This window comes from Dactylosporangium sp. NPDC006015 (assembly GCF_040614215.1).
GTDB lineage: Bacteria > Actinomycetota > Actinomycetes > Mycobacteriales > Micromonosporaceae > Dactylosporangium > Dactylosporangium maewongense.
On the sequence record NZ_JBEXUD010000002.1, the window covers coordinates 261,199 to 274,183 of the forward strand.

Below are 12,985 nucleotides of genomic sequence, written 5' to 3' on the forward strand. Positions count from 1 at the left end.
TAGATGCATGACCGAACCGCTGGAGCCGCTGGAAGACCTCCGTATCGCCATGACGATGGGCGCGTCCGCCCAGTCGTCGATCCAGCACGCCGACACAAAAGCGGCGGTACTGCTGACGGTGCTGACGGGCGCCGCAGCCCTGGCCGCCACCCAGCCGGAGGTCGGCTCGGCGGCGGTCCGCGCCGGCATGGCGCCGGCCGCCTGCGTGATCGTCCTGGCCGCGGTCACCGTCATCAGCGCCTTCGTCGCCGGGTGGCATCTCGGCCGGTGCCTCCTGCCACGCCTGGCCGGCCCCGACGGCCCGAACCGCAACCGGTTCGCGCTGTCGGATCTCGGGGCAGGCCAGGACCCGGTGGACCCGGCCCCGGTCGAGCGGCAGCAACAGGAGGCATGGGCGGCGTCCATGCTCCTCGCAGGCATCGCGATGCGGAAATACGAGGCGATCAGGTCAGGGCTGCCATGGGTGGCGGTCGCGGTCGCCGGGTCGGTCGGCTGGGTCTGCCTCGCCTCCATGATTGGCGGACAGTAGCCACACCACTCCGGATGGTATCGTCGCCTGTCTATCCACACCAGCGCCTGCACGCGGAGGGTGACTGCAGATGAGCGTCGTCGACCTCGCCACCGCCACGTGGGCACCTGGCACCTTCCTGCACCGGCTGGCATCACCGGCGCGGGACCAGCTGCGGGCCATGGCCCCACGCCGCCGGGTCGAGCCCGGCACGGTCCTGATCAGCCAGGGCGCGATCGAGCACCACGTACTCCTCCTGCACAGTGGCATCTCGAAGATCACCGCCCTGACCAGCGACGGCGTCGAGTCCCTCCTGGCGATCCGGGTCAACGGCGACCTCATCGGCGAGATGTCCGCCCTCAACGACCTACCCCGCTCCGCGACGGCGACCGCCTGCACCCCGCTGGTGTACAGCGTGATCCGCCGCCCACAGCTGCGCGCCTTCCTGGAGCAGGAGCCGAACGCCGCGCTCGCCCTGGCCGGCATGGTCGCCGACCGCCTCCGCTGGGCCAACCAGTTCCGGGTCGACTTCACCGCTTACTCCGCCAAGGTCCGCGTCGCCCGGGTCCTCGTGAAGATGGCCCTGGCGTACGGCCGCCGCACCCCCGCCGGCCTGGAGATCGGCTTCGAGCTGACCCAGTCGGAGCTCGCCAGCCTGTGCGGCGCCGCGGAGGTCACCGTCCAGAAGTCCCTCCGCGACTTCCGTCGCACCGGCTCGATCGTCACCGGCTACCGCACCGTGACGGTCCTGGACCTGGATGGCCTGCGGCGTGCGGCCGAACTATGAACGCTTGGCCGGTCGGGCGAGCCAGAGGCCCGTGCCGTACATCGTGAGGCCGAGGGCGATGAACGCGCCCGCTACCGCGTACTGAAGGCCGGCCGGCATGTAGGTGGCGAGGAACCAGCTGTGGTGGAGCTTGTCGTTGGCGACGAAGATCGCGGCGACGATGCCCTGCGGGAACAGGGGGAGGGCGCCGAGGCCGAAGCACCAGCCGGCCACCGCCTTCTGGGTGTTGCTCAGGTGGTCGAAGCGCAGGGTCTTCTGCGTGACCGGCTTGCGGCCGGTGCGCATCGTGTCCAGCAGTTCGGGGCCGTGGGACGCGAGGCGGCGCTCGGCCAGCGAACCGAGGAACCAGAAGCAGGCCGCGCCGGTCAGGAGGCCGACCGCCACGCCCGGCCAGCCGAACCAGATCGCGGTGAGAAGAGCCGGCGCGGCCGCCAGCAGGACGAGGGCGATCATCAGGTACGCCAGGCCCGTCAGGCCGCCGTCGTTCTCGCTGGTGCGCAGGGGGTTGCCGGCGCGGCGGTGCGGGTCGGTGCCGGGGATCAGGGCGTACACCGAGACGAGCGGGATCAGGCCGGCGGCGCCGCCCAGCAGGGCGGGCAGCAGTGCGAGGACCAGCGGCCATGGGCCGCCCGTGATCGCGGTGAAAACCAACGTGACGAGGATTGCCAGCGGGGCCTGGACGGAAAGGAACGCGAGCTGGCGGCCGCGGACGTCGGAGGCGTTGGCGAGCAGGGTGAGCCAGAGGGCGGTGCCGTCGGTGCCGTACAGGTTGGAGGACATCGCGGCGGCCATGACGACGAAGATGGGGCCGGCGCAGGGGAGCATGCCGTTCCAGCCGATGAGCAGCGGGCTGGCGGCGAAGCAGACGCCATAGGAGAGGGCGAACGCCAGCTGGTGGTTGCGGACCAGGTCACGCGACCAGGTGAGCAGCTCCTTCGCCACCACGGCACCCGTGGGGGACGTGGGCCGCACAGACCACGCGCCGCGGCCCGACGAAGGGCGGGAACGCCGGCCGAGCAGCGCCGCCCAGAGCGCGAGCAGCACCAGTACCGACGCCGCCAACGCTGCCAGAGCCCACCAGTGCCCGCGAGCGGCCTGCACCCCCCACGACGACGGGAGATATCCAACGAACGATGGAATTCCGGTCTCGCCGAACACGGCGAAGAACACCCAGACCTGCCCGAGCGCGGCCAGGATCGCCCCGTTGACGAGGCCGGAGCCGACCGCCCCGACCCGCGACCGCAGCGCCAGGCCGACGACCGCCACGCACACCTTCGACAGCAGCACGAAGACCGCGAGTTGCAGCAGCGTCGCCGGTACTGCCAGCAACACCGAACCGGAGCGGATTCCAACAACGAGCAGACCGAGCAGCGCGGTGAACGACACGAGCGGCGCGACACCGACGAACGCCGCCGTCAGCAGGCCCATCGCCAGGCGCCGCCGGGGCAGCCCGAGCAGCGCGAAGTACTCCGGCCGGACCGTCTCGTCGCCGCCGCCCATGAAGACCGGGCCGAGCATCCAGCCGAGCATCCAGACCGCGTACCCGGCGGCGAGGAGGTCAGCGTCGACGAACGCCAGGTAGACCGTCCCGGCCGCCAGCACCGCCCCGAGCAGTGCACCCGTGCCGGCCGTCTGCGCGCGCGGCCCTCGGAAGGCGTGCCGCAGGATGGCGAACTTCATCTGCGCCATGGTCACTTCGACAGCCACGACAGCTCCTTCTTGGTCTGCTCGGTGCCCACCAGCCCGACGAACGTGTCCTCCAGCGACCGCCCACCCCGCACCTCGTCCAACGGCCCGGCGGCGACGACGCGGCCCGCATCGACGACGGCCACGTGATCGCAGAGCTGCTCGACCAGCGCCATCACGTGACTCGACAGCACGATCGACCCGCCGCCCGCCACAAACCCACGCAGGATGGATTTGATGGTCGCCGCCGACACGGGATCGACCGCCTCGAACGGCTCGTCCAGCACCAGCAACCGCGGCGCGTGCAGCAGCGCCGTGGCCAGCCCGATCTTCTTCCGCATGCCCGTCGAGTACTCGATGACCAGCGCCTTCTCGGCGGCATCAAGCTCAAGCACGGCAAGGAGCTCATCGGCCCGCTCGGCGACGGTCGCCCGAGGCATGCCGCGCAGGAGCCCGATGTACGTGAGCACCTCCCGCCCCGTCAGCCGCTCCGGCATGGCGAGCCCGTCGGGCAGGACGCCGACCAGCGCCTTGGCCTGCGCCGGCGCCGACCAGACGTCCGCCCCGAAGATGCTGGCGGTGCCACCATCGGGCCGCAGCAACCCGACCGCCATCGACAGGGTCGTGGTCTTCCCGGCCCCGTTCTGCCCCACCAGCCCGTAGAACGACCCCCGCGGCACCGCCAGGTCAACCCCAGCCACGGCGACCTTGTCCCCGAACCGCTTGACCAGCCCCCGAATATCCAACGCCGTTTCCATGCCGTCGACGGTACGGATGGATCAACTCCGACGGATTGCCCCTGCCTACCTGACGGGGGTGGGGTTAACTACACCCCCTACGAGCAGCGGGCGGCCTCGAAGGTCTGGTGGCCGCGGCCTGACTGGCAGCGTTGGGTGCGTTCGCCCGAGACGAAGCGGAAGCGGCCGTCGGTCTCGCGGTGCAGGACGACGCGGTAACGCATCGCCTGGATGGAATCGTCGCCGAGTTTGGTGAGGGTGACGGTCAGGACCGGGTCGTCGTCGGTCTTGTCGCGGTGCAGGTAGATGGCGACCGGGCCGTCGAAGCCGCGGTTCAGGTTGAGCAGTTCCGCCACGGTGCTGTCCGCCGCCTCCGCCCAGGCCGGTGCGGTGGCGTCGATGTGGGCGTTGAAGCCCGGCGCTGCCAGTACACCTCCCGCGTCGGCGGTGACCCGGTCCGGCCATGGCGCGCCGGGCGCCTGGGTCGCGGGCGGGGTCCAGGGGGTCGCGCCGGGTTGCTCGATCGCGTCGCTGCAGCCGGCGAGCAGGAGCGCGATCAGGACGAGAGCCATCACTCGGTTCTTCACGGGAACAAAGACGCTCATGGGCGCGTGCCGGTTTACCCGAGATCCGCGAGCAGGGTGTCGGTGAGGCGTTCCTCGTGGACGGCGGCGTCTTCCCGGTGCATGGCTGTCGCGAGGTCCGGGTCCCACCAAGTGGCGGCGGGCGTGCCGGTCAAACGGTGGGGCGGGGTCTGCGGGTCGCGGGTGGCAAGCACCGCGGCCTGGTAGTCGGCGGTGCCGAAGCGCCACGGGAACGCGCCGGTGCGGCGCATGACGCGGCCTGCGATGGCGACGCCAGGCCAGTCGAAGTCGCCGTGGTATCGCAGCTGGACGCCGTCGAGCGCGGCGAGGGCGTCGAGGAGCGCGAGGGTGACCACGGTCGGGTTGCCGAGGGTGCAGACCATCGCGGCGGGCAGTGCGAGTTGTGCGGCGGCTTCCAGGATGCGCGGGTTCTCGCACACGTACACGGTCTGCGGTTCCAGGGCCAGTGGCAGCAGCCGGCGCAGGTCGCGCAGGGTGAGGTGCGCTTCGGCGTGATGGGAGGCCCGGTCGCGCAGGTGGCCGGCCGGGAAGCCGTCGCCGAGCGGGCGCAGTCCGTACGTGAGGACGGTGGTCGCCACGGTGTCGCCGGCCACGCCGACGGACTCCCACAGCGACCGGCGCTCGACGGCGGAGGAGGGCGGCGCGGCGGCGGTCGCCAGGGTGATCCCCCGGAGCACGAGGCGGTTGAGCAGCGTGTCGTCGTCGAGGCCGTGGGCGGTGCCGGTGACCTGCTCGGCGAGCTCACCCCGGGACCACAGCCGCGACGTGCCCCCGAGGACCAGGCCCAGCACCGTCACGGCCTGGGTCAGCGCCGCGGGTGACGGCAGGCGGCCGATGATGCCGCTGCGCCAGACGCCGTCGAGCCAGTCGGTCACCCACTCCTGGCCGTCGAGGCCGGCCTCGGACGCGGTGGCGAGGACCTGTCCACGTAACGAGGCTCGCCGGTCCCGTTCGGCGGCCGCGTCGGCGCGGCGGTCGGGGATCGGGCCGGTCACCGCCTCGACGACCTCGACGAGACCCGTGCCGGCGGCGCTGGAGCGCAGCAGGCGGTCGAGGGCGGCGAGGTCGACGGCGACCGAGGCGCCGACGGCCCGGCCCAGCAGCTGCCCGATGGCGTCGCGGTCCTGCGGGGAGCCACAGTGGACGGTCAGGCGGCCCTCGGCCCGGCGGCCGTTGCGCTGCAGCCGCCCGCGCAGCGAAGTCCACAGTGGAGTCAGTGACGGCGAGCGCAGCCACTGCAGCGTGGTCGGCGGGATCATGCGGGCAGGACCGTGCGGCGGCTGCCGTCCCAGCGGAAGTGCAGGGTGGCGACGCCGGGCTGAGCGGGGTCGCGGAGGCACTCGTAGATGCCGAGTGACGGCACCTCCGGGAAGCAGCCCCACAGCCGTTCGCTGGTGAGGACGGCGTCGAGGTCGAGGGCGACGAGCAGGCCCAGCAGGCGGCCGTGCGTGGGCTCGTCGACCTTGGCGAACGCGTCGTCGAGCAGGATGAGCCGCGGCGCCGGCGGGTGGGCGTCGCCGACGGAGGAGAAGTGGGCCGCGGCGGCGGCGAACAGCACCAGGTAGGACACGACCCGCTGCTCGCCCTGCGACATGGCGGTGCGCGCCGACAGGGTCCGCTCCCGGTCCGGGTTCGCCTGGTCGGTGACCTTGAGGGTGAACGTGAACCACTGCCGGTAGTCCAGCGCGGCCCGCAGGTGCACGGCGTAACCCGCGGACGGGTCGCCGCGGCGGGCGTCGTCGACCCGGCGGGCGAGGACCTCGCGGAGCCGGTCGTTCTGCTCCCGGGTCCGCAGCGCGAGCGGCGTCCTGAGCAGCCCGACGGCCGCGCGGGTGTCGGCGTCCGCGTCGGCGCGCAGCGACCACACGAGCCGGGCGCCGAGGCCGTGCGAGGTGCGGACCTGGGCGAGGGTGGCGTTCATGCCGTTGACGAGCGTCTCGGCGGCGAGGATCTGCCGGGTGAGCGCGTCGCCGAGCTCGCCGAGCAGGAACCGCTCGAACGCCTGCCGCTCCCGGTCCGCGACCGCCGTCCGCTTCTGTTCGAGCTCGGCGCCGAGGCGGGCGGTGGCGTGCGCGACCGGGTGCTGGCCGATGTCGTCGGCGATCTCGACGACCTTGACGCCGTCGCGGTTCTCCCAGATCAGGTCGTACCCGCCGGCGAGCCGACCGCGCACGTCGATGTACTTGAGGTGCAGCGCGTTCTCGCCGACGTCGGTCCGCCGCGGGCCGAGCGCGTCGGCGAGCTTCGCGGCGAGCCCGTCGAGCCGGGCGATGCGTTCGCGGGGTGTCTCGGCGACGTCCGGCGGCACCGCGATGTCCTCACCGAGGTCCAGCGCGGCGGCGACGCCCGGCAGCGTCATGATCCGTGGCAGTGCGGTGCCGGCCTGCAGCGCGACGCGCTCCTGGTCGGCGAGCCGGTCTCGCGCCTCGTCACGGGCGTGCTCCGCGGTGATCCGCCGGTCGCGGCTGCTCTGGTACTGGCTCCGCAGCGTCGGCAGGCGCTGCTCCGCGTCGCGCAGCCTCGACTCGGCGCCGGCCTCCCGGGCCATGACCTCGGCCGCGTCGGCGTGCAGCGATTCCTGCAGCACGGCCAGCTCGGCGGCCGCCTCGGCGTGCTCGGTGGCCGCGGCCGTCGCCGCTTCGGCCGCCTCGTCGACCCGCTGCCGTGCTGCGGTGATGCCGTCGAGGTGCGCCGTGGAGCGGTGCAGCAGCTCCAGGAGGCCGTCCGTGTCGCGGCGGTGCCGGGGCAGCTCGTCGGCGAGCCGCCGCAGCCGGCCGTCGACGCGGGTCAGGTCGTCCGGGTCGCCCGGCAGGAGGTGCGCGTCGGCGGCGGCGGTGACCTTGCGGCGCTGCGCGGTCGCCTCGGTGGCGAGGTCGCGGGCCCGCCGCCGCGCGTCGGCGACCTGTGCGGTCAGCGCCGTGACGGCGGCCTGCCCCTCGTCGCGCCTGGCCTGTGCGGTGCGCAGCGGCTCCGGGTCGGGAAGTGCGGCGAGGAGCCGGTCGAGCTCGCGGCGCAGGGTCGCGACCTCGGCGAGCTCCCGGTCGATCCCGTCGAGTGCGGCGACACCTTCGTCGATCTGCGCCTGCAGCTCGGCGAGCCGCCGGGCGCGCAGGGCGGCCCGGTTCGCCGCCCCGACGTACTCGGCCGCCGGCTTCCGCCACGCCCCGTGCGCCACCCCGAGCCGCCAGCTCCCGTCTGCCCCGATCCAGCTGCCGGCGTCATCGGCGGCGCCGGTCGTGGCCGGGGCGCCTGTGCCGGCCACGGCGACGCCCGCGGGAGCGCTGGCCGCTCCAGCCCCGAGGCCGGCGGCCGCGGGAACGCCGGTGGCAGCGCCCGCTCCATCAGCGGGAATGCTGTCAGCCCCAGCGACAGCGCCCACAGCAACACCGCCGGCACCTGCCCCATTCGCGGGAGCGCCGTCCACCCCGCCCCCGGGATTAGCGCCGCCGGCACCGGCCTGGTCCACGGGCGCGGCGGACGCGCCGGCCTCCTCCACGGGCGCGGCAGCCGCACGGAAACCGACGGCGGCGCCTGCCTCCTCCATAGACGCGGCGGACGCGCGGAAACCGACAGTGGCGCCAGCCTCCTCCATGGACGCGGCGGACGCGCGGAAACCGACAGTGGCACCAGCCTCCTCCATGGACGCGGCGGACGCGCGGAAGCCGATGGCGGCCAGGAGAGCGGTCACCTCGTCGGCGCCGGGGACCGGCACGAGCGCCGTGCCGAGCAGCGGGTCCTGGACGGGCGGGCCGGGGCGCAGCAGCACCTCGCCGGTGCCGGGCGCGACGAGGGTGCCGGCGGCGGTGACCTCCCCGTCGAGCAGACCGCTGGCCTCCAGCGCCGCCTCGATCGAGGCCCGTCGCGTGGCGTCGAGCCCCTCGGCGAAGTCGACCAGCCGGTACAGCGGCCGGTCGGCGGCAGCGTGAGCGAACCGGGACCTGGGCGGTGACGGATCCGTCTTCGCCGCCCACTCCTGATACTCGGCGCGGACGGCCGCGAGCCGGTCCGCCGCCCGGGTGTGCTCGTGCAGCAGGGTGTCGCGGCGACGCTCCAGGGCGGCACGGACCGGGGCCAGGCAAGCTTCGGCCGCCTCCCGTACCGACGCCGGAGACTCAGCGAGGAGCACCGGCGCCGCATCGATCCCGGCCGCGGCCACGAGCGGGTCCTCGGTCCAGCGCTGCACGGCGGTCGAGTAGGCGTCGGCCGCCGCCTGCAGCAGGGCGGCGAGCTCGTCCAGACGCTCGCGGGCGGTGCCGAGCTGGCCGTCGAGCAGTTCGGCGTCGCCGGCGGCGCGGGTGGCCTGCTCGGCGGCGCGGGTCGCGCGGCGGATCAGGTCCTGCAGGTCGGCGACCGCGCGTCGGCGGGCCGCCACCGCCGCCTCGGCCTGCCTGCTCTGGTCGCGGTACGCCCCGAGGTCCCGCGAGGCCTCCCGCACGTCGACGGCGCGGACCTGGAGACCGGCGACGGCCGTGTGCCGCAGCGCCGGTGCCACACCGAGGTGGCCGACGTCCAGCCCGGCCTCGCCGGCGACGTCGCGGAGCCGGCCGTGGTCCTCCCGCAGCCGCGTGGACGCCGCCGCGATGCGGTCGGACTCGTCGTCGAACCGGGCGACGAGGTTGCCGAGGTTGCGCTCCTCGGCGGCCGCCTGGCTGGCGGTGGCCCGGGCCGCGGACTGCAGCGCCTGCACCGCCTGGCGGCGTTGGGCCAGGTCGCGCACCGCCCGGTACGCGGCGCTGTCCCGCACGGCGGTGAGCTCCGCCCGCGCCTCCCGCCCGGCCAGCTCCAGCGCGTCGGCCGCGGCGGCGGCGACCCGCTCCTCGTCGGCGGCGGCGGACACCTGCCGCTCCTGCTGGCCGGCCTGCCGCCGCCGGTCGCGCAGCTCCTGCAGCGCCTGCTGGACGGCGCCGACGCGGGTGCGCAGCTCGCCCTGCAGGTAGCCGCGGTAGCCGGTCATGAGGTCGGCGAGCGCGCCGTGGGTGCGTTCGAGCCGGCCGAGGTCCTCGCGGACGGTCTCCAGGTCGTCGAGGTTGTGCGCGACCGAGTCGAGCACGTCGTCGTCCAGCGGCGGCAGCGCCTCGCCGAGCTCGGTCGCGAGCTGGCCGGCCTCGATCCGGTCTCCGATCGTCGGCCTGCGCAGCCGGTACAGCAGGTGCACGAGATTCTGGTAGCGGCCGGCGTCGTTGACGCCGAACAGTTCCCGCCCGACGCGGGCCCGGTAGTCGCGCGCGCCGGCGATGACGGCGCCGTCACCGAGCCGCTCCCGCAGCCGCTCCAGCGGCAGCGGCTGCCCGTCGACGACGAGCGCGACGTCGACCCCGACGCGCAGCGGCGTGATGAAGTACTGCAGCCGCGCCTCGCCCGTCGCGGAGGACCAGCGCACGACCGCGCCGAGCGTCAGGTGCCGCTCGCTGCCGTCTTCTGCCTGGCGCCGCAGCTCCAGCCACAGGAACCCCTGCCGGTTGACGCCGGTGGCGCCCTCGCCCATCAGCCACCGGAACGTGGTCTTGCCGGCGCCGGTCGCGTCGAGCCGTTTCACGTCCCCGTCGAGCAAGAACGGCAGCAGCATCTCCAGCGCCTTCGACTTGCCCGCGCCGTTCTTGCCGCGCAGCAGCAGCCGTCCGTCCTCGAACTGGAAGATCTGCTCGCCGTACTGCCAGACGTTGCAGATGCCGGCCCGGTGCAGCTGGAACCGTGTCACCTCTGCCCCTCGCTCTCGAGCACCGCATACCGGGCGGCGGCCGCCAGCAACACCAATGTCCCATCGGGTGCGTCGCCACGGGCGTTGCGGGCGTCGACCGCGCGTTCGGCGGCGACGTCCTCGTCGGCCTCCGAGTCGGCGACCGTCGCTCCCGCGCGGCCCAGCAGCCCGACCTGCGTCAACAGGTCGACGACGGCGTCGCTCAGTGCGGTGGGGTTTCCGGTGTACGACCCTGCCCACCGCCTCGAGTGCCGTTGGATCAGCCCTTCCAGTATCCGCTCGACGAGTCCCTCGGGCACCGGGACGCCGACCGCCAGCGGCCCACCCCGCGACACGGCCGGCGCGAGCTCGCGGACCAGCGCCTCGACGGTCAGCAACGCGGCCTGCGCGACGGTGCCTGTTCCGGGGAAATCCACATCGGACAGTTCATCGTCGGGATCGAGGAGCGCGGCCCCTTCGGCCCGCAGCTCGGCGTGCAGCCCCGTGTAGTCGGCGAACGCACGCTCGTCGCGGCGCTGCTCCTTGCGCAGCCAGGCCCGCTCCTTCGCGGTGAGGTCGTCCACGTACACGACCGGGCACTCGACGAGCCGCCTGCGCACGGCGTGCCGGGTGCCCCCGGGCCCTGCCTCGGCGGCGGTCGCGATGAACTCCTCCGCGCTGCCGGCCCGGCCGATCGGCGCGGCGAGCAGGTGCGTCACCAGGTCGCGGTCCACGGTGAGCAGCGCCTCCTCCTGGTCACCGTCGACGGTCCCCTGCTCTTCCACCAGCACCCGCCACCGCACGAGCTGCCGCAGCGCCGTCGTCAGCGCCCGCCGCTCCACCGGCCGGTCCACGTCCCCGAGGTCGATCCCGGCCTCGACGGCGGCGCTGCGCACGTCGGCGACGAGCTGCGACAGCAGCAGCTGCTCCGGCCCGGTGAGCAGGACCGCCGCGGTCAGCGTCAGGTACGCGTAGGACCGTTGGGTGAACGGCCCCGTCGCCCGCAGCAGCGGCCGCCCCTGCCCCACCGGCAGCCCCGTCTTGAACAGCCGGGCGAAGCCGGCCTCGACGACCAGCCGGTACCCGAGGAACTGCCCGAACCAGCTCTTGAGCCAGTCCGCGTGCCGCCGCACCAGCGGAAACTCGTCGTGCGTGGGGTGCAGCAGCGGCTGCCCGAGCAGCGCCCGGACGGCCCGCCGCCGCTCCTCGGCAAGGGCGATGTCGTGCTCGTGCTGCTCAGCCATGCCCGCTCCCGGTCCGCTCGGGTTCCGTCCGCTCGGGCTCGCGGCCGACGATCGCGGGCTCGCGACCAGCGACGTCGGGCTCGCGACCAGCGATCTCGGCGCCTTGGCCGACGGTTCCCGTGTCGTGACCGGCGATCTCGTCGCCATGGCCGGCGACCTCCGTGTCGTGGCCGGCGATCTCCGTGTCGTGGCCGGCGACCGCCGTGTCGTGAGCGGCGACCGCCGTGTCGTGAGCGGCGACCTCCGTGTCGTGGCCGGCGATGAGGATGGCCAGGTCCTCGGCGGTGAAGTCGCCGCCGGCGGAGCGCAGGGTCAGTGCGTGGCCCGGCTTGGCGGTGAGCTCGCAACGCAGCCCCAGGTCGATCGACACGGTGACCGCCGTGCCCGCCGCGGGGTCGCCGGCGCCGAGGGCCTGCGCCATGAGCTCCAGCAGCAGCTGCATCGCCGGCCCCGAGAGCCGCACCGCGGACAGGTCCGCCGCCGCGGACAGCAGCTCGGCCGCGGCCCGGACCCGTGCGTCCTGCGCGGCGGCGGCCCGCTCGACCAGCAGCCGCTGCTGCGCGCTGCGGTCCACGATCCCGCCGGGCCGGCCGCGCGCGGCCCGCTCGCCGCGTTCGCGCAGCGCCACGGGCACCGTGACCGCCGGCCTCGACCACCAGCTGTCGGTGGCCGGCACGACCGCTTCCGCGTCGGCGGCCAGTCCGAGGTGCCTGCTGCCGTACAGGCCGAACGCCGCGGTGAACAGGTCCGCGGCGGTGCCCGCGTCGGCCGCGTCGAACCAGGCCGCCAGCCGCAGCAGGTCGCGGCGCCGCGAGGTGGCCTGCCCCGAGGAGCGGATCATCCGTTTGGCGTTGGCGAGCAGCGACTGCAGCGCCCGCAGGGTCGCGTCGCGCAGCTGGTTGACCTCGCTGCGCCGGCCGCCGGTGTCCTCGAACCAGGCCCGCAGCGCCAGCCAGTCGTCCAGCGAGTGCCCGCGGGTGCGCTGCACGACGACGCCGAGGTCCTTGGCCGCCTCCGCCAGGCCGCCCTCGTCTAGCCGCTCCAGCAGCCCGTCCAGGTGCGGCCAGATCCGCCGCAGGTGATGCTGGATCCTGGGCGACAGCAGCACCACCTCCTCGGTGATCGACTCGACGTAGTCCAGCAGCAGGTTCTTGAATCCGCTGTATTCGCTGCCGTCCAGGTCGTACCGCGCGAGCACCTGCCCCAGGTAGGCGTAGAAGTCGCGGACCGAGTCGCGGAACTGCCAGAACTGCGCGAACACCGCGGCGACCGTGTCCCGCGCCCGGACCATGTCGGCGCCGCCGGGGTCCTCGAGCAGCTCGCTCAGCGCCGCGAGCCCGGTCGCCACCAGGCCGAGCAGCTCCCGGCTGATCTCCCGCGCCGTCTCGGCGCCGGCGAGAACCTCGTCGACCTGCCGCTGCACCCGCTCCCCCAGCGGCGACAGCTGATACCGCGACCGGGTCCGCTGATACTCCTCGATACTCTTCACCCGCACCGAGTGCGAGCTGGGCAGCAGGTTGCCCCACGCGACCAGCTGGTTGAGCCGGCTGACCGCCGTGTCCAGCGGCAGCCCTTCGATCGCCTCGACGACCTGCTGCGCCGACAGGTCGGTCATCAGCGAGGCGCTGAACAGCCGCATCACGGCCAGGTATGTGCCCCGCTCAGGCACGGTGAGGTACGTGTACGCCTCAAGCCGCTCCAGGTCCTCGGACACCAGCACAGGATAGACGCCGCACAGCCC

At 74.0% G+C, this 12,985-nt stretch carries 9 protein-coding genes; 2 read left to right on the plus strand and 7 right to left on the minus strand.

What is annotated here, in order from left to right:
* Window positions 1-7 precede the first annotated feature (7 nt).
* The gene (locus ABZ321_RS04275) at window positions 8-529 is read left to right on the plus strand and encodes a hypothetical protein (protein ID WP_354889274.1); all 522 of its coding nucleotides are present in this window, start codon (window positions 8-10) and stop codon (window positions 527-529) included.
* Between the two features lie 70 nt (window positions 530-599).
* A complete protein-coding gene (locus ABZ321_RS04280; RefSeq protein WP_354889276.1) occupies window positions 600-1,295 on the plus strand; it encodes a Crp/Fnr family transcriptional regulator in 696 nt (231 codons plus the stop codon).
* On the opposite strand, the gene ABZ321_RS04285 is transcribed toward ABZ321_RS04280, so the two are convergent.
* From ABZ321_RS04285 to ABZ321_RS04315, 7 genes are all read right to left on the minus strand, one after another.
* Complete coding sequence (locus ABZ321_RS04285) at window positions 1,290-3,002, minus strand: hypothetical protein (RefSeq protein WP_354889278.1); 1,713 nt, start codon at window positions 3,000-3,002, stop codon at window positions 1,290-1,292. The two genes, ABZ321_RS04280 and ABZ321_RS04285, sit on opposite strands and share 6 nt — an antisense overlap.
* The gene (locus tag ABZ321_RS04290; protein WP_344514908.1) at window positions 2,987-3,739 is read right to left on the minus strand and encodes an ABC transporter ATP-binding protein; all 753 of its coding nucleotides are present in this window, start codon (window positions 3,737-3,739) and stop codon (window positions 2,987-2,989) included. The genes ABZ321_RS04285 and ABZ321_RS04290 overlap by 16 nt, the downstream gene beginning before the upstream one ends.
* A 77-nt stretch (window positions 3,740-3,816) precedes the next feature.
* The gene (locus ABZ321_RS04295; RefSeq protein WP_354889280.1) at window positions 3,817-4,290 is read right to left on the minus strand and encodes a hypothetical protein; all 474 of its coding nucleotides are present in this window, start codon (window positions 4,288-4,290) and stop codon (window positions 3,817-3,819) included.
* A 47-nt stretch (window positions 4,291-4,337) separates the two neighbouring features.
* Complete coding sequence (locus tag ABZ321_RS04300) at window positions 4,338-5,582, minus strand: TIGR02679 family protein (RefSeq protein WP_354889282.1); 1,245 nt, start codon at window positions 5,580-5,582, stop codon at window positions 4,338-4,340.
* Window positions 5,579-10,021, minus strand: coding sequence for a TIGR02680 family protein (locus ABZ321_RS04305; protein WP_354889284.1), 4,443 nt, complete (start codon window positions 10,019-10,021; stop codon window positions 5,579-5,581). Before ABZ321_RS04305 ends, ABZ321_RS04300 begins: the two co-directional genes overlap by 4 nt.
* Window positions 10,018-11,244 (minus strand): TIGR02678 family protein, encoded by a 1,227-nt coding sequence (locus ABZ321_RS04310; RefSeq protein ID WP_354889286.1) that lies wholly within the window; start codon window positions 11,242-11,244, stop codon window positions 10,018-10,020. Before ABZ321_RS04310 ends, ABZ321_RS04305 begins: the two co-directional genes overlap by 4 nt.
* Window positions 11,237-12,958, minus strand: coding sequence for a TIGR02677 family protein (locus tag ABZ321_RS04315; RefSeq protein ID WP_354889288.1), 1,722 nt, complete (start codon window positions 12,956-12,958; stop codon window positions 11,237-11,239). The genes ABZ321_RS04310 and ABZ321_RS04315 overlap by 8 nt, the downstream gene beginning before the upstream one ends.
* Window positions 12,959-12,985 lie beyond the last annotated feature (27 nt).